This window comes from Flavobacterium denitrificans DSM 15936, from assembly GCF_000425445.1.
Taxonomy (GTDB): Bacteria; Bacteroidota; Bacteroidia; order Flavobacteriales; family Flavobacteriaceae; genus Flavobacterium; species Flavobacterium denitrificans.
In genome coordinates this window covers 445,395-467,273 of sequence record NZ_KE384377.1, presented here as the reverse complement: position 1 = coordinate 467,273, position 21,879 = coordinate 445,395, and the positions used below count along the sequence as shown (strand labels likewise).

17 protein-coding genes are annotated in these 21,879 nt (G+C 33.9%); 14 read left to right on the top strand and 3 right to left on the bottom strand.

Annotated elements, in window-relative coordinates:
• Positions 1 to 8: 8 nt before the first annotated feature.
• The 7 genes from ftsH (at position 9) to H600_RS0113835 (ending at position 6,379) form a co-directional block, all read left to right on the top strand.
• The gene (gene ftsH / locus H600_RS0113865; RefSeq protein ID WP_026729350.1) at positions 9 to 1,934 is read left to right on the top strand and encodes an ATP-dependent zinc metalloprotease FtsH; all 1,926 of its coding nucleotides are present in this window, start codon (positions 9 to 11) and stop codon (positions 1,932 to 1,934) included.
• A gap of 115 nt (positions 1,935 to 2,049) precedes the next feature.
• Positions 2,050 to 2,655: a lactate utilization protein B/C gene (locus H600_RS0113860; RefSeq protein WP_026729349.1), complete on the top strand. Its 606-nt coding sequence runs from the start codon at positions 2,050 to 2,052 to the stop codon at positions 2,653 to 2,655.
• 1 nt (position 2,656) lies between these two features.
• Positions 2,657 to 3,547 carry a phosphatidate cytidylyltransferase gene (locus tag H600_RS0113855; protein ID WP_026729348.1) on the top strand — a complete coding sequence of 297 codons (891 nt, stop codon included), beginning with the start codon at positions 2,657 to 2,659 and terminating at the stop codon, positions 3,545 to 3,547.
• Positions 3,537 to 4,190, top strand: a complete 654-nt coding sequence (locus H600_RS0113850) for a phosphatidylserine decarboxylase family protein (RefSeq protein ID WP_026729347.1) — start codon at positions 3,537 to 3,539, stop codon at positions 4,188 to 4,190. Before H600_RS0113855 ends, H600_RS0113850 begins: the two co-directional genes overlap by 11 nt.
• Entirely contained in the window at positions 4,190 to 4,459 is a 270-nt protein-coding gene (locus tag H600_RS0113845) for an acyl-CoA-binding protein (protein ID WP_026729346.1), read from the top strand. The genes H600_RS0113850 and H600_RS0113845 overlap by 1 nt, the downstream gene beginning before the upstream one ends.
• Before the next feature lie 7 nt (positions 4,460 to 4,466).
• Positions 4,467 to 5,249, top strand: coding sequence for a superoxide dismutase (locus H600_RS0113840; RefSeq protein ID WP_026729345.1), 783 nt, complete (start codon positions 4,467 to 4,469; stop codon positions 5,247 to 5,249).
• 71 nt (positions 5,250 to 5,320) lie between these two features.
• A complete protein-coding gene (locus tag H600_RS0113835) occupies positions 5,321 to 6,379 on the top strand; it encodes a glycoside hydrolase family 130 protein (protein ID WP_026729344.1) in 1,059 nt (352 codons plus the stop codon).
• A 66-nt stretch (positions 6,380 to 6,445) separates the two neighbouring features.
• Here the strand turns inward: H600_RS0113835 and H600_RS0113830 are convergent, their stop codons facing one another.
• Positions 6,446 to 8,314, bottom strand: coding sequence for an alpha-amylase family glycosyl hydrolase (locus H600_RS0113830; protein WP_026729343.1), 1,869 nt, complete (start codon positions 8,312 to 8,314; stop codon positions 6,446 to 6,448).
• A 410-nt stretch (positions 8,315 to 8,724) separates the two neighbouring features.
• On the opposite strand from H600_RS0113830, the gene H600_RS0113825 reads away from it, so the two are divergent.
• The 7 genes from H600_RS0113825 (at position 8,725) to H600_RS0113795 (ending at position 17,736) form a co-directional block, all read left to right on the top strand.
• Positions 8,725 to 10,341, top strand: coding sequence for an OstA-like protein (locus H600_RS0113825; protein ID WP_051234428.1), 1,617 nt, complete (start codon positions 8,725 to 8,727; stop codon positions 10,339 to 10,341).
• Between the two features lie 119 nt (positions 10,342 to 10,460).
• Positions 10,461 to 11,654, top strand: coding sequence for an aspartate aminotransferase family protein (locus tag H600_RS0113820; RefSeq protein ID WP_026729341.1), 1,194 nt, complete (start codon positions 10,461 to 10,463; stop codon positions 11,652 to 11,654).
• A 263-nt stretch (positions 11,655 to 11,917) separates the two neighbouring features.
• A complete protein-coding gene (locus tag H600_RS0113815) occupies positions 11,918 to 13,312 on the top strand; it encodes a tetratricopeptide repeat protein (protein ID WP_026729340.1) in 1,395 nt (464 codons plus the stop codon).
• 2 nt (positions 13,313 to 13,314) lie between these two features.
• Positions 13,315 to 14,064 (top strand): shikimate dehydrogenase family protein, encoded by a 750-nt coding sequence (locus tag H600_RS0113810; protein ID WP_026729339.1) that lies wholly within the window; start codon positions 13,315 to 13,317, stop codon positions 14,062 to 14,064.
• A 66-nt stretch (positions 14,065 to 14,130) separates the two neighbouring features.
• Positions 14,131 to 14,886, top strand: a complete 756-nt coding sequence (locus H600_RS0113805; RefSeq protein WP_026729338.1) for a hypothetical protein — start codon at positions 14,131 to 14,133, stop codon at positions 14,884 to 14,886.
• Between the two features lie 248 nt (positions 14,887 to 15,134).
• Positions 15,135 to 17,117: a DUF349 domain-containing protein gene (locus tag H600_RS0113800; protein WP_026729337.1), complete on the top strand. Its 1,983-nt coding sequence runs from the start codon at positions 15,135 to 15,137 to the stop codon at positions 17,115 to 17,117.
• A 202-nt stretch (positions 17,118 to 17,319) separates the two neighbouring features.
• Entirely contained in the window at positions 17,320 to 17,736 is a 417-nt protein-coding gene (locus H600_RS0113795) for an OsmC family protein (RefSeq protein WP_026729336.1), read from the top strand.
• A gap of 75 nt (positions 17,737 to 17,811) precedes the next feature.
• Here H600_RS0113795 and H600_RS0113790 read toward each other — a convergent pair whose 3' ends face one another.
• Positions 17,812 to 19,080, bottom strand: coding sequence for a tetratricopeptide repeat protein (locus H600_RS0113790; protein ID WP_026729335.1), 1,269 nt, complete (start codon positions 19,078 to 19,080; stop codon positions 17,812 to 17,814).
• 41 nt (positions 19,081 to 19,121) lie between these two features.
• On the bottom strand, positions 19,122 to 21,764 hold the full coding sequence (gene gyrA, locus H600_RS0113785; protein ID WP_026729334.1) for a DNA gyrase subunit A: 2,643 nt from the start codon (positions 21,762 to 21,764) through the stop codon (positions 19,122 to 19,124).
• Positions 21,765 to 21,879: the final 115 nt, after the last annotated feature.

The window sequence follows — 21,879 nt, the reverse complement described above, 5'->3', positions numbered from 1 at the left end:
TTTTTCTAATGGCTAAAGATAATAATCCAAATCCGAATAAATTTAAAATAAGTCCTTGGTTAATATATACCGCAATACTTTTAGTTTTTTTATTTATAAGTTTTGCAACCGGAGGATCTAACTTAAGCGAGCCTGCTCAATTGACTTCTTCTAAATTCAATACGCTTTTAGAAAAAGGACAAATTGAGAAAGTTATCGTTTACAATAAAGCTGAAGCCGAGGTATATTTGAATGCAACCGCACTTAAAGATCCCGCAAATAAAAAAGTAGCAAAAGATATTTTTGAAAGACCAAATAAAGGCCCTCACTATACACTTGAAATTGGTAACGATCAAATCTTTCAAACTAAACTTGAAAAAGCAGTTGGTGAAGGAAAATTAAAAGATTTCAATTTCTTGCAGAAAAACAACTGGAGCGATATTTTAATCAGCTTGCTTCCTATCATCATCATTATTGGTGTTTGGATTTTCATTATGCGTAAAATGTCAGGCGGAGGCGCTGGCGGAGGCGGACAGATTTTCAATATCGGAAAATCAAAAGCTAAACTTTTTGATGAAAAAACAGATATCAAAACGACTTTTAAAGATGTTGCTGGTTTAGAAGGTGCAAAAGAGGAAATTCAAGAAATTGTTGAATTCCTTAAAAATCCAGAAAAATATACAAATTTAGGTGGTAAAATCCCTAAAGGAGCTTTACTTGTAGGGCCTCCGGGAACGGGTAAAACTTTATTGGCAAAAGCTGTTGCTGGTGAAGCTCAAGTACCATTCTTCTCACTTTCAGGTTCTGATTTCGTAGAAATGTTTGTAGGAGTTGGTGCATCACGTGTACGTGACTTATTCAAACAAGCAAAAGAAAAATCTCCTGCTATTATTTTCATTGATGAGATCGATGCTGTTGGTAGAGCAAGAGGAAAAAGCAATATGTCAGGCGGAAACGACGAGAGAGAAAATACTTTGAACCAATTATTGACAGAAATGGATGGTTTTGGTACAAACTCTAACGTAATTGTTTTGGCAGCAACAAACAGAGCAGACGTTTTGGATAAAGCTTTAATGCGCGCCGGACGTTTTGACAGACAAATTTTTGTTGATTTACCAGACATCCGCGAAAGAGCTGAAATTTTCCAAGTTCACTTAAAACCAATCAAAAAAGTTGAAGGTCTTGATCTTGATTTCTTAGCAAAACAAACTCCAGGTTTCTCTGGTGCGGATATTGCAAATGTTTGCAACGAAGCTGCCTTAATTGCAGCTCGTAACAATAAAGATGCTGTTGACAGACAAGATTTCCTTGACGCCGTTGACAGAATCATTGGTGGTCTTGAAAAGAAAAACAAAATCATTACTCCTGACGAAAAAAGAGCAATTGCGATTCACGAAGCTGGTCACGCTACTGTAAGCTGGATGTTAGAGCATGCTGCGCCACTTATCAAAGTAACAATTGTTCCTCGTGGACAAAGTTTAGGGGCCGCATGGTATTTACCAGAAGAAAGACAAATCGTTAGAACAGATCAAATGTTAGACGAAATGTGTGCAACAATGGGCGGAAGAGCTGCTGAAAAAGTAACTTTTGACAGAATTTCAACTGGAGCATTGAGCGATTTGGAAAAAGTAACACGTCAAGCCCGTGCTATGGTAACGATTTATGGTTTGAATGACAAAATCGGTAATGTTACGTATTACGACTCAAGCGGACAAAGCGAATATAATTTCTCAAAACCATATTCTGATGAAACAGCAAAAATTATTGACGCTGAGATTTCAGAATTAATTGAAGGCCAATATCAAAGAGCTATTCAAATTCTTGAGGAAAACAAAGACAAATTAAATCAGCTTGCTGATATTCTGATAGAAAAAGAAGTTATTTTTAAAGATGACTTAGAAACAATTTTCGGAAAACGCACTTTTGACAAAAATTTAGAAGAAGTGGTTTCGTAAATTATTTAGAAATATGTAATATTTTTCAAAATCTTAATTCAAAATAGCCTTTTGAATTAAGATTTTTTTTATCTTTGAACGTTTTCAATTAACATGTAAAGTATTTCATATAAAAATGAATTTTTTCAAAAAAATATTTGGTTCCAGCGACGCTGCTTCTGACGAAGAAAATGAAAGCGAATACGGAAGAAATCCTGTTCAAAACAGTCATTTATCTATAGACGAGCAATTCATTTTCAACTTCAAGAAAAATGGAGGTAAATTTTTGTATTGTGAAAATACACAAGAAGTTGCTGAACAATTTGAAAATATACTAGAAGAAAATGATTGGTTTGAAAACGAAGTTTTATGCTATGAGCCTGGTTTATTTCATTTATTAGAAGAAAATAAACTGCTTTATATTTCGCCAAAAAATCCTAGATTTTTATTGGCTTCCTGTGAAAACTTAATTGCTGACGAAGGTTCAATTTTGTTTTCTTCCAAACAAATCAGACAGGACAAACCAAATGAACTTCCTGCAAACATTGTCATAATTGCTACCACAAGCCAAATTCTGCCAATGAAAAGTGACGGACTAAGCGCTATTAAACGCAAATACGAAAGAGACTACCCAACTAACATTACCACTATAAAATATTTCGAAAAGGCAAAAGAGGAAGATTTTACTCAATACGGAAGTGTTGCGAAGAATCTTTATTTACTGCTTTTAGAAGATCTTTAAGATGAACGAAACATTGAAGAGAACCATTTCTGGTGCTGTTTATATCGCTTTGCTGCTTACCTCTATTCTGTTTTCGACTGAAAGCTTTATTGCTCTTTTTGGGATTTTCTTGATTATTACAATTTATGAATTCAGCAATCTGGTCAATCTCAATAAAATATTTTCAATTCTTTTTGGGATTCTGATTTACACATCTGTTCTGTTGATTAGTCACTACAACAAACAAACGACTTTGTTTTTGAATGAAAAATTAAATGCTAATTTGGATTTAAACACTAACATTCAGCAATTAGACTTAATCTTGCTTGCTGTGACTGTTGTTGTTTCAATCAAATGTATTTTGTTTTTGTTTTATGACTCGGTTCAAAAAATCAGCACTTCATCAAAATATTTATACTTATTAGGATACATTACGCTTCCTTTTATTTTTATTGTAAAAATCTCATTTGGAACCAATGATTACAATCCAAAAATCATTCTTGGACTATTTATTTTGATTTGGACGAATGATACATTTGCATATTTGGTTGGAAAATCAATGGGGAAACATAAATTATTCGAAAGAGTTTCACCTAAAAAAACAATAGAAGGATTTTTAGGCGGTGCCGTTTTTGCTGCTTTTGCAGGTTTTTTGATATCAAAATTATACATACAGCCTACTCCTGAGTTCAGCAGCAAATCCATTTTGATCTGGACCATCATTGCCATAATTGTGAGCATTTTTGGAACGATTGGAGATTTGATTGAATCCAAATTCAAAAGAATTGCCGGTGTAAAAGACAGCGGTTCAATAATGCCAGGACATGGAGGCATATTAGATCGCTTAGATAGTGTTATATTTGTAGCACCAATTATATTTTTATTTTATCAAATTTTATATTATGTTTCATAAAGAAGGAGGACCATCCATTTTACTAGGTACTATTTTTGCCGTTGCTGTACTGCTAATTGCCGACAAATTCATTGATATTGCCTGGCTGAGAATGCTTGTCCAGATTGCTGGCGTAGTAGTTTTGATTATTATTTTACAGTTCTTTAGAAACCCTAAAAGAATTGCAATCCGCAACAGCGATCACGTTCTTGCACCGGTTGATGGAAAAGTAGTGGTTATTGAAGAAGTTTACGAAGGAGAGTACTTCAAAGACAAACGTTTACAGGTTTCTATCTTTATGTCTCCAATCAATGTGCACGTTACACGTTACGCAATGGACGGAATTATAAAATTCAGCAAATACCATCCCGGGAAGTTTTTAGTTGCATGGCATCCAAAAGCGAGTGAGGAAAATGAAAGAACCACTGTTGTAATCGAAAATGACACTTTTGGAGCTGTTCTTTACAGACAAATTGCAGGAGCATTGGCACGAAGAATTGTCAATTATGCTAAAGAAGGAATGCAAGTTGTTCAAGGAACTGATGCCGGTTTTATTAAATTTGGTTCAAGAGTAGATTTATTTTTACCTTTAGGTACTCCAATTGATGTGGTTTTAGGCCAAAAAGCAATTGGTGGAAAAACGATCATAGCTAAAAAAGCTTAATGGCTGAAAAAGATTTAGATACACGCTTTTCTGAGGCTGTTGAAACTGCCATGCAAATGACCCAAGCCTCGCTGCCTCAAGATGTGCAGTTAAGGCTTTATGCTTATTACAAACAAGCTACTTTTGGGACAGCAGTTTACAATCAATCGCAAAATTTTGATTTGAGAGATGCTTTCAAAACAAACGCTTGGATGCAGATAAGTCATATTTCGATTGAAGAAGCAAAAGAATGCTATATCGAAATCATCAATTCACTAACATCAAAATAAATTAATCATGAAGAAAAACATTACTCGTTTTGGCATATTAGCTTCATTTTTTGTATTATTTTCTTGTAATGATGGTAATAAACTGACTGAAGTAGTCGAGGTTCCTCTGCCAACTAAAGAAGAAAAAATTACCATTGGAACTCCTGATCAGGTGACTATAGAACCAGGCTCTTTTGGCCTTACAAAACTGCCATTTGGCTACGACGGTTTAGCACCAGATATTCGTTCTTTAACTTTGGAATCACATTATTCGAAACACTATGTTACGTTCACGAATAATTTAAACAAAGAAATCATTTCGACTGAGTATGAAAATATGCCTATTGAGGATATTTTGAAAAAAATGGATCTGAGCAATGCTAAGCTCCGTCAAAATGCTGGAGGCTATTATAATCACACATTATATTTTAATGTGCTGACGCCAAAAGAACAGACTCCCAAAGACACACTTTCTGGATCAATCAACAAAGAATTTGGTTCATTTGGAAATCTTACAAATCAATTCAAGGGACAGGCCGAAAAACAGTTTGGTTCAGGCTGGGTTTGGTTGGTTGTTGACCGATACGGTAAACTGCAAATCACCACAACTGACAATCAAGACAATCCATTGATGAAAAACGCTCTGATTCCTGGAACTCCAATTTTAGGAATTGATTTGTGGGAACACGCTTATTATCTTGATTACCAAAATAGAAAAGGAAGTTATATCGATGCTTTTTACAAACATATAAATTGGGAAAAAGTAAACGAAAATTATATCGAGGCTTTAAAGAAAGTCAAAAAAGTATAAATCATAAAAAAGCTGATACACAACAATGTATCGGCTTTTTTTTTATATCTTAATGTTTAATTTCAGAAAACATGAAAGATATTGCCAACCGTTTTATAGAAAATCCGTTATTATCTCCGGCGGATATTCCTCCCAGCAGAGAAGGATTAGAAATCACTTGTCTTTTGAATCCAGGCGTATTTCAATTTCAAAATAAAATATGGCTGGCGGTACGAGTTGCTGAAAGACCAAAACAAATTGAAAATATTATTTCATTTCCAATCTTAACCGAAACGGGAACGATTCAAATTATTGAAATTTTAAAACACCATCCTGAATTAATCGCCACAGACGCTCGGGTGATTAACTACAAAGGAAATGACCACTTAACAACCCTCTCGCATATTAGACTGTTATGTAGTGAAGACGGACATCATTTTTATGAACCTGAAGATTATCCGCACTTGGTTGGCGAAGGCGTTTTAGAAACTTTCGGTATTGAAGATTGTCGTGTTGCATTTATTGAAGGGAAATATTACCTTACTTTTACTTCTGTTTCTGATAACGGCGTGGGAGTTGGATTACGCACTACAACAGACTGGAAAACCTTCCAAAAATACGGAATGATTTTGCCTCCGCACAATAAAGACTGCGCAATTTTTGAAGAAAAAATAAACGGATTATTTTATGCTTTGCATCGCCCAAGCAGTGTCGATATTGGTGGCAATTATATCTGGATTGCTTCTTCGCCTGATGGCATTCATTGGGGAAATCATAAATGCATTATCAAAACCCGAAAAAATTTCTGGGACAGCAAAAGAGTTGGTGCAGGCGCCGCTCCGATAAAAACAGAAAAAGGGTGGTTGGAAATTTACCACGGCGCAAATGAACATCACTTATACTGTCTAGGCGCTTTTTTAATGGATCTTCATGACCCATCGAAAATAATTTCAAGAACCGAAAATCCTATTATGTTTCCAACAACTGATTATGAATTAAGTGGCTTTTTTGGAAATGTTGTTTTCACCAACGGACATATTGTAGAACCTGATGGCGACACGCTTACAATGTATTATGGCGCATCAGATGAATTTGTTTGTGGCGCTCAATTTTCAATTAAAGAAATCTTGTCACTTTTAGTGGCCATCTAAAAAAAACAGGTTTAGAAAATCTTTCCTTAAACCTGTTTTTAATATAATTTAATGCGTGAATTTAATTTAATTCACTTCATAAATAAATGATTCTGACGGTTTGATTTTAACTCTCGCCACTCCTTCTCCATTCTTCACCGTAAAATAGGTTTTATTTTCTGAATACAATTTATCAACGAAAACATACGAACCGTCTTTCAGTTTCCATTTTGAAATAACATCAGCAGGCACTTTCAACTCGAATTCACTTGTTTTTTCAGATGAAAAATTAGCAATAACGATCAATTTTTGTTTTTCAGACCATCTTGCATAAGAATAAATCAATTCGTCATATCCCGCATTCTGGCGATTAGCAGATTGAATTTCTTGAAAACTTCCCATTAAAGCCGAACTGTTAATCGAAAAGTTCAATAATCTTTTATAAAAATCACGCAGTTTTTTTTCTGAATCAGATAATTTTCCGCCATCGAATTTTCCGCCGTTCATCCATTTTTGATGATTTGGCACTCCGATATAATCAAAGATCGAAGTTCTCGAACGTTTACCAAAACCAGCATCTTCATTTCCTGCCTCTCCCACTTCTTGTCCAAAATAAACCATTGTAGGCGAAGTGCTTATTGTTGTAGAAACCACCATCAAAGGTTTTCCACGCTCTGGAGTTCCAGCAAATTCTGGACTTGCTAAACGCTGTTCATCATGATTATCCAAAAAGTGAAGCATATGATGTTCTATATCTGCCATACCTTTTTGAATATCCGAAAGTCCATCTGGAGAAGATTTTCCTCTAATCACATCTTTTAGCTTATCATATGTTTCTACTTTATCATACAAATAATCCATTTTACCTAATCGAATATAATTTCGATATTCATTTGGATTATAAACTTCGGCTAGTAAAAATGCATTCGGATTCTTCATTTTGATAGCCGAATTCATATAACTCCAAAATTCGTATGGAACCATTTCGGCCATATCATAACGGAAACCATCAACACCTTTTGCTGTCCAGTACAAGGCAATATCCCTGAACTTTTTCCATGAACTTGGAACATCCTTATCCTGCCAAAAAGCAAAATGTTCTTGATAGTTTTTTTGATCAAATCCTGCAGGAAGTTCTGGAAAATCTTTTGAACCATCAGGACGAACGCCATAATTTACTTTTACGGTCTCGTACCAATCATTTTGGTCTGGTTTTGCTTTTCTAGAACCATTTCCTGTCCATTTCGCGGGATTTTCTCCAAACTTGCCATCAATCAGCGGATTTTTTTCTCCATTTAGAGGAACATCTCCATCAGGAATTTCAAAAGGAGCATTTGGAATATAATAAAAGTTGTTATCTCTTTTGTATTCAACAGTTACATCGTCATCAACACCAAAATCGCTAACTCCTTCCGGATTATTTTTCCCTTCATATTTTCTCGCAATATGATTTGGAACAATATCAATAATGAGTTTTAGACCTGCTTTATGCGTACGCGAAATCAAAGCTTCAAATTCCTGCAATCTGTTTGCTGGATTTTCTGCCAAATCTGGATTTACATTGTAATAATCCTTAACCGCATAAGGCGATCCAGCGCGTCCTTTTACTACCTCTGGATCATCATTTGAAATTCCGAAAGTGGTATAATCTCGAACTAAAGCATGATGAGGCACACCAGTGTACCATATGTATGTTACGCCCAAATCTTTAATTTCATGCAACGCTTTGTCGGTAAAATCATTGAACTTTCCAATGCCATTTTCTTCGATTGTACCCCAAGGCTTGTTTGTTGCATTTTTATTTCCAAACAAACGTGTAAAAACTTGATAAACTACAACTTTATTTGCTGGAGCATTTTCTTTTTTGACATTACTCATTTTTAAATCTTTTGTTTTACATGCCGTAAAAAGCATGCTTGTTGCCATTCCTACAGCAAAAAATCGTTTATTTATCATATTCTTTATAAAATCAGTCTTTATTGAGATTTCAGAATAAAATTAGGTTCTGAAAATCATTTCCTAAATTTACTCTAATTTTTAAAACTCAAATAAAACTGATTTCAAATTGTTTTAAAATCAGCAAAAAACAGTTTACTACAACGTGAGAGTTAACCGTTTTGTTGATAAATTTAAAGATTGAGAGGGACAAAGTAACAAAGGGACAAAGATTCCTATAATATCATTAAAAATATAAAGAAAATCAATAGTAAACTTTGCAACTTTGCCTCTTTATCACTCTAAATCTAAAAATATAAATTAATCCTAATAACATTATAAGGTTGTAACCTTTTTCATAAATTTGACAAAAATTTAATCAATTGAAGAAAGCACTCTTTTTCATATCTTTTAGTCTGTTGTTATTGACTATGCAATTCGGTTTTGCGCAGGCATCAAAAAATAAGCCTGGAACTAAAAAAATCATTATCGAGAATGCTGACTTTTCTGATGTCAACCAAGAAATAGCTCCAGATGCGGTTTTATTAACTGGGAACGTAAAAATAAACCATGATGGAGTGGTTTTGACTTGCAATAAAGCTTATTTTTTTCAGAAAGAGAATTACTTAAAAGCTTTTGGAAATGTACAACTGGTGCAAGGTGATACGTTATACTTAAACAGCAAATATGCTGAATACAACGGAAATTTTAAAAAAGCGTTTGCGACTGGAGATGCCGTAATGACTTCGCCAGATGCTACTTTGCAAACCGACACAATTAATTTTGACCGAAATGTACAGCAGGTTTTTTACAATACAAAAGGGACGATTGTAAACAAAGACAATACTTTGGTCAGCAAATCAGGAAAATATTTTGTTGCTGAAAAAAAATTCCAGTTTTTGACGGAAGTAACCATTACCAATCCGAAATACGTTATCAAATCAAATCATTTGGATTATTATAGTAATTCTGGGCATACTTATTTGCTTGGTCCTTCGACCATTACTAGTAAAGCCAATTACATTTATACCGAGAAAGGTTTTTATGACACCAAAAAGAATCTCGCTCATTTTCTCCGAAAATCATACATAAAATATGACGATAGGCGTATTGAAGGCGATAGCTTGTATTATAATCGAAACATTGAATTTGCATCGGCAACACGAAATGTAAAAATTACCGATTCTATAAATCGTGGTATTGTAAAAGGTCATTATGCGGAAATTTTCAAATTAAAAGATTCGATGTTTGTGACCAAAAGAGCAGTGGCCGTTAATTTTGTTGAAAATGATTCGGTTTACATTCATGGAAAAAAATTAATGGTGACTGGAAAAGAAGGTGAACGAATTTTGAGAGCCTTCAACAATGTCCGTTTTTATAAAACCGACATGAGCGGTAAATGCGATTCGATTCATTCAAATTCTAAAACTGCGCTGACAAAATTGATCGGAAATCCAATTTTATGGAGTGGCGAAAGCCAAATTACCGGTGATGTCATGCATTTAATTGGCGACAACAATACCAAAAAAATAGATTCGCTAAAAGTACTCAACAACACTTTTCTGGTCTCGCGGGATACATTAGGAACCGGGTTTAATCAAGTAAAGGGGCTCAATTTGTTTGGGAAATTCAAAGACGGAAAACTTCATAATGTTGATATTATCAAAAATACAGAGGTAATTTATTACAGCCGAAACGACCAAAACGAGCTCGTTGGAATTGACAAAAGTGTGAGTAGTAAAATTAATTTGGTTCTAGAAGACAACCAAATCGAAACGCTGACTCTCTTTACTAATGTCGATGGAGATTTATATCCTGAAGCTGATTTGCCTGAAAATGCCCGAAAATTAAGAGGTTTACATTGGCGTGGTGATGAACGAATAAAATCTAAGGATGATATTTTTACTGATGAAGACAATGAACTGAATGACAAATTAATAAAAGAAGGAAAAGATCAAGAAGAAAAAGGCAAAGACGTCCCGATAAAAGTCAGGAAAGAAACCCTGAATTACGACAAAAAGAAGCCTGCTGTCAAGACGAAGAAATAGTTTTCAGTCTCAGTCTCAGTTTTCAGTATTCTGAGATCTTTTAGTTTTAAAAACTTAACCTAAGCCTAAAATTAAAATCTTAGCGCCTTAGTATATTTGCCACTTTGAACCTTAAAAAAATGAATCCAGATTTTATAAAATACCAGGCACAAACTTCACCTTATCCTTTAGGAATGGAAGTTTCTCACGCCATTGGCTCTTATATTTACGATACAAACGATAAAAAATACTTAGATTTTGTTGCAGGTGTTTCTGCTTGTACGCTTGGACATCAGCATCCTAGAGTAAATCAGGCAATAAAAGATCAGTTGGACAAATATTCGCACGTTATGGTTTATGGCGAATATTCGCAAAGTCCAGCCGTTCAATACTGCAAATTAATGGCTTCACTCCTGCCTGAATCTTTAAACAAAACCTATTTGGTAAATTCTGGCACTGAAGCTATTGAAGGCGCTTTAAAATTAGCCAAAAGAACCACAGGACGCAGCCAATTAATTTCGTGCCATAACGCCTATCATGGAAACACAATGGGTTCGATGAGTGTTATGGGTTTTGAAGAACGCAAACAAGCTTTTAGGCCACTTCTTCCAGATGTTGATTTTGTTACTTTCAACAACGAAGAAGATTTACAAAAAATAACTACTAGAACCGCAGCAATTCTTTTAGAAACTATTCAAGGCGGCGCAGGATTTATCCAACCCGAAAATAATTATCTAGAGAAAGTGCGCAAGCGTTGTGATGAAGTTGGGGCATTAATGATTGTTGATGAAATTCAACCTGGTTTCGGACGAACAGGAAAGCTTTTCGGTTTCCAAAATTATGACGTTGTTCCAGATATCGTCGTGATGGGAAAAGGAATGGGAGGCGGAATGCCTGTGGGCGCATTTACTGCTTCGGCTGAAAAAATGGATTTACTTACAGAAAACCCAAAATTAGGGCACATCACCACTTTTGGAGGACATCCTGTCATTGCGTCAGCCTGTCTTGCTACTTTGCAAGAATTAACTGAAACAAATTTAATGGCAGAAACGTTGCAAAAGGAAAAACTCTTCAGATCGCTTTTGGTACACCCTTTGATAACAGAAGTAAGAGGAAAAGGATTGATGTTAGCTGCCATGACAGAATCAGCTGAAATTACAAACGAAGTCATTTTAAATTGTCAAGACAAAGGATTGATTTTGTTTTGGCTTTTGTTTGAAGGGTGCGCAATTAGAATTACTCCTCCTTTGACCATTTCGGAAGAAGAAATCAAAGAAGGATGCGCAACGATTTTAGCGGTTATGGATGAAATATTGAAGAAGAAAAACAAATAGATTTTTAAAAACTTTTTTAATCTTCTTAGCGCGTACAGAACATCAAACAACAGATTTACAACCGATTAAAAATTTAGGTTATGAATCAAAAAAAAATCAAAAACGAAGCTGATCCCTTGAGAATAAAGGAGATTTCTTCCCAAAATAGAATAAAAAACCTCATATATTGTTAATTAAATTGTTCAAAACAATTAATTCCCTTTCCTTTCAACAATTATATGGTTGCCTAAATTTATAACAGGCTAATTTCAAATAGAGAGAGTATGCAATTAAGCAACGAAGAAGAAGATTATAACCTATCCCTATCCAAATTTGAGTCGATGTTAAAAACTAACAAAGTACTCTTTTTTGATTCTGAAGAATTCGAAGAAATTATTCTTCATTATTTAGACATAGGTAAGGCTAATTTAGCAAAAAAGGCCTTAAAACTTGCATTAGATCAGCATCCAAAATCTACAGGCTTAAAATTAGTACAAGTAGAAATGCTGGTTTACGACGACAAACTAGATATTGCTGAGAAGCTTTTGAACGAGTTGTATGCAATTGAGCCGAACAACGAGGAAATTTATATCCAGAAAGCCAATATCTGCTCAAAAAGAGATCAACACGAAAAAGCTGTAGAATTACTGAAAATTGCGTTGCAATATACAGATGACTACGCCGACGTGTACAACTTGATTGGAATGGAATATCTTTTTATGGATAATCTTGAAATGGCAAAAGACAGCTTCATTAAATGTCTTGAAGAAGATTTGGAAGACCAGTCTGCCTTGTACAACGTAGTGTATTGTTTTGAGTTTTTAGATCAAAATCAAGAAGCTATTATTTATCTTAACGAATACATCAACAGAAATCCGTATAGTGAAATTGCTTGGCATCAGCTTGGACGTTTGCATTATGGCGTAAAAGAGTATGAAGCCGCCATTCGCGCTTTTGACTATGCAACCTTGATTGATGATGAATTTTTAGGCGCGTTTATGGAAAAAGCAAAAGCTTATGAACGTCTTAAAAAATACAACGAAGCAATTGAAAGCTACAATCGAACGATTGAGCTTGACGATGCAACTTCGTATGCTTTACTGCGAATTGGAAAATGCTACGAAAAACTTGGAAATTCGGTAAAAGCCCTTCAATATTACAATCAAACTGTTCATGAAGATCCGCTTTTGGACAAAGGATGGATTGCGATTACTGACTTTTATATGCGCCAGAAAAATTTCCAAAAAGCATTGTTCTTTGTAAACAAAGCTTTGGCAATTGACAATCAAAATCGTTTGTATTGGAAACGTTATGCAACAATCAATAAACAAATGAACTTTTTTGAAGAAGCCGAATTTGGATACCGAAAAGCTGTGGAATTTGGCGATTATGCATTAGATACTTGGTTGTTTTGGGTTGACATTCTTCAATTTCTTGGTGAATTTGAAAGCGCAATTCAAACATTATTGCAAGCAACAGAATATTTTCCAGAAGAAAACGAAATTGAATACCGTTTAGCAGGATTGTATTTCATGATTCAGGACAACACAAAAGCGAAATTCCATTTAAGCAATGGTTTGCGTTTGAACTTTGATAACTATATCTTAATTGAAGATTTATTTCCGGTTGTGTGGTCAAAAAAAATGGTTAAAAATTATATTGAAAAACATAAGAAATAAGAATGATTGATACTCTAAAAAGACGTTTTGGCTTGTTAGGCCGTAATATAAGTTACTCTTTTTCAAAAGGATATTTTACAGAAAAATTCAACAATGAAGTTTTTGCCGGAAATACTTATGAAAATTTCGACATTTCTGAAATTAGTCATTTCAAAGGATTACTTAAAAACAATCCTGATTTGAAAGGCTTAAATGTTACAATTCCGTATAAAGAGCAAGTTATTCCCTTTTTAGACAAGCTTTCAACAAAAGCAACTTTGATTGGCGCCGTAAATACCATTAAGTTCACTAAAAAAGGCAAATTAAAAGGCTACAATACTGATTATTATGGATTCAAAAAATCCTTAAAGCCGTTATTGGAACCACATCATAAAAAAGCATTGATTTTAGGGACTGGAGGCGCTTCAAAAGGTGTAGCTTTTGCACTTGACGAACTTGATATTCCTTATGTTTTTGTATCTAGAGAAGCTAAAGAAAATATAATTGACTATAGCTTGATCAATGCGACAACTTTTGACAATTTTCAAATCATAATCAATTGTACTCCAATAGGAACAAGTCCGAATATTGAAGCTTGTCCTGACCTGCCATATGATTTTTTTACCGAAAAACATATCGCTTACGATTTAATTTATAATCCAGCTGAAACCCAATTTTTAAAAAATGCAAAAGAAAAAGGAGCAATTATTAAAAATGGTTACGATATGTTAATTTTTCAGGCCGAAAAAGCTTGGAAAATTTGGAACAAATAAAAAAAAGCTGACCATCAGAATGTTAAAGTAATTTTTGTAAATTAGTCTACTCATTTGTAGACAGTTATGAAAAAAAAACTACTTTACGTCTTTCTGGTTTTTCTGTTTGCTTTTTCAGCTAAAGCACAAGATCAAGATATTAGCAAAGTCGATGGTCCCTTTAATGAACCGCGATTTAATTATTTTCTAAAAACGATTTTGCTTTACAATGAATATTTAGATACTAAAAACGGTTCCTTCAATACAACCAATTTACGTATCCTGCATCCAATTGGAAACAAATCTTGGAATCTCAGATTTGATCTCCCTTTAATTTCTACTAATAATCCTAATTCAACCAATCAAACAGGTCTTGGTGATGTAGGTGCTGGAATTAGTTATATTCCCTACTTTAAAAAAAATGAAGGATTTGCTGTTAGAACTAGAGTAACAGCACCGTCGGCAGTTGCCCCAAATTTTGGAAGCGGAAAATGGGTCGCTATTCCAGCTTTTTTTTACGCGAGGTATTTTAAGCAAAGGCAATTTTTATGGATTGCAGATGTAGAACATTCCCAAAGTTTCGCAGGTTCAAACAACAGAAGTGATGTTAGTGTAACCGTGATCGAAAATAATTTGTTATGGTTCTTTGGCAAAAACTGGATTGCAACCGATGTAGCCTTTAGATATAATTACGTATTGGACGGTTTTCAAAATAATGCCTTTATTGAGTTTGGACGAAAAATTACACCAAAAAACCTAGCGTACGTACACCCAAGCGTAGCGTTTGGAGGTGAAAAATCTTATAATTTTGGTATAGAAATGGGATTATTAATTTTATTCTAATTTAAAGATAAGTTGCATAAAAAGCCCATCATCAACATTTTTCTTTTCCTTTTTCTAAAAAATTTAAGAAATGTAAATTTTCATTTCATTCAACAAAAAAGATAAAACTAAAGTATCCTACTTGCAAAATAGTATAACTAATAGGAATTTAATCGTAAAATAAAGCATAAACAAGTGATTTATTTTGTATTTAGAAACACCTTTACTATCTTTCGCACTGCTAAAAGTAAAAACCTTATACATTTAAAATGTTAGAAGAAAAGAATGATAACCTGCAAAAAGCAGACGGAAAATTAGGAATCGACACTACTGATTCTATTCAAGAAAACGCAATTGATACATCGAGCGCTGAAACAACTGATGAAAATGCAGTTTCAGAAACAGAAACTGCAACAGTAGAAGCTGCAGAAAATGACCATCAAGAAGCGCTAGACGCTATTACAAATTCTAATGCAGAAGAAAGTGAAGATGAAACGCTGAAGGAGCGTCATGATATTCCTATGAAGGATTATGACACTTTTACATTAGATGCTCTTGTCGATGAATTAAGAAAACTGATTCAGATAGACAAAGTAATGTCTGTAAAAGATCATATCGAAGAAATTAAAAAGTCATTTTTACTGCAATACAATCATTTAATTGAAGAGAAAAAAGAAGAATTCAATGCTTCAAAACAAGATCCAAATGAAGAGTTTGAATATCATTCACCACTGAAATTAAAATTTGATGAATATTATAATGTTTTTAGAGAAAAAAGAAATGCTCACTTTAAACATTTGCAAAGCAATTTAAAAACCAATTTAGAAACTCGACTTGCAATAGTTGAAGAACTAAAGGAACTTATAAATCCGCAAGAAAACATCAAAGATACTCTTAAACATTTTAATGAATTGAGAGAAAGATGGAAAAATGCTGGCGCAATCCCTAAAGACAAATACAATCACGTTTGGAATAATTACCATTTTCATGTAGAAAATTTCTATGATTATCTGCATTTAGACCGTGAAGCGAGAGATTTGGATTTCAAATACAATTTGGAACAAAAACAAAAAATCATCACTCGCGTTGAAGAATTGGCTAATGAAGCTGACATCAGCAAAGCATTCCGTGAACTCCAGGATTTACACAGAATTTGGAAAGAGGATATCGGGCCGGTTTCGAAAGAACATCGTGACGCTATCTGGAATAAATTTAGCGAATTGACAAAAAAAATTCACGACAAGAGAGAAGTTTTGTTTGAAAGCCAAAGAGCTAACGAACAAAAAAATCTTGAAGTGAAAAAAGAAATAATTGGCAAAATTGAAGTTTTAGGAACTGAAAAAGTAAATTCTCATTCACAATGGCTTGTTCAAATTCAAAAAGTTGAAGCACTTAGAAATGAGTTTTTTGCCGCTGGAAAAGTGCCATCAGAAGTAAATGAAGAAACTTGGGCCTCATTTAAAACTGCAGTTAGAAACTTTAACGCATTTAAAAATTCGTTTTACAAAGACATCAAAAAAGATCAAAACGATAATTTAAATAAAAAAATGGCTTTAGTAGCAAAAGCTAAAGAGTTACAGGAAAGTACTGATTTTAACAGCACTACTCCAATTATGAAGCAAATTCAGGAAGAGTGGAAACAAATTGGGCATGTTCCTAAAAAATATTCTGACAAAATCTGGAAAGAATTCAAAGATGCCTGCAATCATTATTTTGATAAATTAAAAGAGCACAAATCTGAAGAAAATCAAGATGAAGTTGTCGCTTTTGACAACAAAAAAGCTTATTTGGATATCTTAAGAGCTTATCAGCTTACTGGCGATCATAAAACTGATTTAGACGCTATTAAAAAACATATTGAAATCTGGAAAGGCTATGGTAAAGTACCTTTTTCAAGACGCCATATCGAAGGGAAATTCAATAAAATTTTAGATGCTCTTTTTGAAAAATTAAGCTTGAGCAAAAAAGAAAGCGAAATGATGCGTTTCTCTAATCGCATTGATTCGCTTACCGATAGTAATGACACACGCAAGTTAGACAATGAAAAAATCTTTATTATGCGTAAGATTGAAGAGGTTCAAAATGAAATTTTTCAATTGGAAAACAATATTCAGTTTTTTACGAATACGAAGAATGCTAAAAAAGAAAACTCAATTGTTCTAGAAGTACGCAAAAACATTGCAATCCATAAGGAAAGCCTTGAAGTATGGAAAGATAAACTAAAACAATTGCGTAATTTAAATCAAGAATAACAACAAAAAATACAATCCCAAAGGTTTTTCGGGATAAAAGATGCAACAATAAATCATTGCATCTTTTTTTATGCATTTTACTTTCAGATAACAAATTGATAAAGCGACACTTAAAAATATTGACTATATTTGATATCATCATAACAATTGATAATCAACATCTTAACTGCTTTTTATTTATTAATTAAAAAATAACTGAAATATGAAATTTACAAGAAAAGCACACGCCAATTGGCAAGGAACCGGCATGGAAGGCAAAGGAACGATAAGCACGCAAAGTACAACTTTAGACAATGCACAATTATCATTTAAAACGAGATTTGCAGATGGTGTTGGTACAAACCCAGAAGAACTTGTTGCAGCTGCACATTCGGGCTGTTTTACAATGCAATTAAGTTTTTTATTAAATGACGCAGGTTTTACAGCAGATGATTTAACAACAGAAGCTTCTGTAACTTTTGAAGACGGAACCATCACATTAATCCATTTGGAATTAAAAGGAAAAGTCCCTTCAATTTCTGCAGCTGAATTCAATGCTATAGCTAATAAAGCAAAAGAAATTTGCCCAATTTCCAAACTTTTAAATACAACAATTACGCTTAATGCCAATTTAGAATAAAACAAAAAGGCATAAAAAAAAAAAAAAACATTCACCGCGGTGAATGTTTTTTTTTATATATCTAGAAAACTGTTATTACATTTTAGCTTTCAATGCTTTAGCTTCAGCAGTCATTTCAAGAGCGCTGTAAACTCCTAACAATGTTTTAGTAACATCTTCATTTTTAGGATCTAGCTCGTTAGCTTTTTTAAGGTAAGGAATTACACTTTTGAAAACTCCTTCTCTTTTCGCTTTTAATACATCATAACGCTTCATATCTTTATCTGAAGTACCTAACTTATTCATTTCATCAATGATTGGTTTTTCAGCCTCTAATTTCAACGCTGCAAGGTTGATATAAGCATTTACATAATCAGGTTTAATTTCTATTGCTTTTAGATAGTATTTCTCAGCATCTGCAGTATTTTTTGCACCCGCACTAATAACTCCTAAATTAAAAATCAAATCAGCATTATTTGGATCTTTTTCCAAAGCTTCGTTAACTAGTTTTTTGTATGTATCAAAATCTTTAGTTTCCAAGTACAAGTTAGCCTCTGTAAGAATCAAAGAAGTGTCTTCTGGATTTGTTTTTCTTGCATCGGCAATTGCTTTTTTAGCATCTTCTGTTCTTCCTTTTTGAACTAAAATCAACGCCAAATTTTTGTAAATCTCACCTCTTTTAGAAGGAACTGCTTCTGTTTTTGGTTTTTCGTGAGTTCCTAATTTTACAGCTAAATCTCTATCTTTTGCATTAGCAAAACCATCTTCGCTTCCAGAAATCTTGTTTACAGCAGTATAAAGAGTTCCTTTTCCAGAATAGTTTAATTTTTTCAATTCTTCATACATAGGCAAAGCAGTATCATAATCTTGTGCATTTACTGCTGTAGAAGCTGCATAGTATAAATTGATTGTATCATTTTTGTCCAACATATAAGCATCATACAATTTTTTAGCCCCATCAGTGTTTTTACCAGCCTGAGAATCAGCAATAGCCGAATTGATCAACAATCCTTTAATGCTAGTTATTGAAGCAGCTGCTTGAGTTGAGTATTTTTGTTTCCCAGAAGCTTTTTCAACCTCAATTAATTTTTTGTAGCTTTCAGCAGCAGCACTTAAATTTTTGCTTTCTTCAACTTTTTTGTTAGCCAAATCCAAGTAAGCATTTCCTTTAACAAAATAGTATTGAGCTTGCTCAACATCTTTTGCATTTGTTACCAAGTTTTCAGCATCTTTCAATATTGCAATTGCCCCTTGAGCATCTCCGCCTTTTAAAGCTTTCTCAGCATTTTTGATTTGATCTTTCTGAGCAAAAGTAGCTACTGAAATCAATAACGCTGAAGCAAGTATTACATATTTACTTTTCATAATATTCAATTTGTGTATTTAATTTTAATTTTTCTTTTTTATTATTCTTCTGATTCCTCCTCATCAGATTCTTCTTCGTCTTCAACTACATCATCAGCGTCATCATCGTCATCATCTGATACTCCATCGTCTTCAAGAACTTCATCAAGATCAGGCTTAACTCTTTCGATTGCAGATTCAATCACATTTCCATCTTCGTCTACAACAACTTCTTCAGCTTCGTCTTTCATTACAGTTGTTACAGCAGCGATAGAATCTTTTCCTTTTAAGTTGATCAATCTCACACCTTGAGTTGCACGTCCCATAACGCGTAAGTCTTCGATCGCCATTCTAATTGTCAATCCTGATTTGTTGATAATCATCAAATCATCAGAATCTGTCACAGCATTGATAGAGATTAATTTACCTGTTTTTTCAGTGATATTAAGCGTTTTAACTCCTTTACCACCACGGTTTGTAATTCTATAAACATCTTCTCCATCTTCGTCAACCAATTTGGTACGTTTTCCGTAACCGTTTTCAGTTACAACCAAAATTTGAGATTCTGCGATATCGTTTTTATCAACAGTAACCATTCCGATTACTTCGTCAGTTTCATCTTTCAATGTAATTCCACGAACTCCAGAAGCTGTTCTTCCCATCGGACGTGTTTTAGTTTCCTCAAAACGAACTAATTTACCAGATTTAACCGCTAAGATAATTTGGCTTTCACCGTTTGTTAACTGAGCACCAATCAATTCGTCACCTTCTTTAATTGTAATCGCAGCAACTCCATTTACACGAGGCTTAGAATACTTCTCTAACGAAGTTTTCTTAACCTGTCCTTGTTTCGTTACCATTACAAGATTATGGGTATTGATATAATCTTTATCTTTTAAGTCTTGCGTACAAATGAAAGCTTTTACTTTATCATCACTTTCAATGTTCACCAAGTTCTGAATTGCTCTACCTTTTGCCGTTTTGCTTCCTTCAGGAATTTCATAAACACGCATCCAGAAACATTTTCCTTTTTGCGTAAAAAACATCATATACTGGTGATTAGTTGCAACGAACATGTGCTCAAGGAAATCCTGATCTCTTGTTCCGGCACTTTTTTGACCAACTCCACCTCTATTTTGAGTTTTGTATTCTGTCAAATTAGTACGTTTGATATAACCTGCATGTGAAATTGTAATTACAACATTTTCGTCAGCAATAAGATCCTCAATACTTACATCCCCACCAGAATATTCAATTTGAGAACGACGATCATCACCGTATTTATCACGAATTTCTGTAAGCTCTTCTTTAATCAAATCAATTCTTAAATTAACATCTGCTAATAAAGCTTTTAAGTGCTCAATTAACTTCATTAATTCTTCAAACTCAGCTCTTAATTTATCTTGTTCCAGACCTGTTAATTGACGTAAACGCATTTCAACAATGGCACGAGCCTGAATATCTGATAATTTAAATCTTTCGATTAATTTCTCTCTCGCTTCATCTGTGTTTTTAGAACCTCTAATTAACGCAATTACTTCATCAATATTATCAGAAGCAATAATTAATCCTTCTAAGATATGTGCCCTTTCTTCCGCTTTGCGTAATTCAAACTGTGTTCTTCTAACTACTACATCGTGACGGTGCTCGATAAAATAGTGAATCATGTCTTTTAGATTCAACAATTGAGGACGTCCTTTTACTAATGCAATATTATTTACACTGAAAGAAGATTGTAATTGAGTGTATTTATATAAGGTATTCAAAACTACGTTTGGCGTAGCATCACGTTTCAAGATATAAACGATACGCATACCACTTCTATCCGATTCGTCACGGATATTGGCAATACCTTCGATTTTTTTCTCGTTAACTAAATCAGCCGTACGTTTGATCATTTCGGCTTTGTTAACTTGATATGGAATTTCAGTAACGATGATGCATTCTCTTCCGTCAACTTCTTCAAAACCAACTTTTGCACGCATTACAATACGTCCACGCCCCGTTTTGAAAGCTTCACGAACACCTTCATAACCATATATTACACCACCAGTTGGAAAATCTGGTGCTTTAATATGCGTCATTAATTCGTCAACTTCAATATCGTTATTATCTAAGTACGCTAAAGTACCATTGATAACTTCAGTTAAATTGTGTGGTGGCATATTGGTTGCCATACCAACTGCAATACCTGTCGCCCCGTTTACTAATAAAGTAGGAACTTTTGTAGGCATTACTTTTGGCTCATATAATGTATCGTCAAAGTTCAATTGAAAATCAACTGTTTCTTTTTCGATATCTGCCATAATTTCTTCAGAAATCTTGCGCATTCTGGCCTCGGTATAACGCATTGCTGCAGGACTATCACCATCGACAGAACCAAAGTTACCCTGACCATCAACTAATAAATATCGCATACTCCACTCTTGAGCCATACGTACCATTGCGTCATAAACAGAAGTATCTCCGTGTGGGTGATACTTACCCAGAACCTCCCCTACAATTCTCGCAGATTTTTTGTGGGCAGATCTTGATGTTACACCTAAATCATACATTCCGTAAAGAACTCTTCGATGCACTGGTTTCAAGCCATCTCTAACATCAGGAAGTGCTCTAGATACGATTACCGACATCGAATAATCGATGTAAGCTGACTTCATTTCATCCTCTATGTTAATAGGAATTAACTTTTCTCCTTCAGACATAAGTTGTTATATTAAATAATTATAATAGTTTCAAAGCGTGCCAAGATACGTTTTTTTAAAATTTTTTCAGCTATTTCCTTACACTTATTTAAATGATTTATTAACAACTTTATTT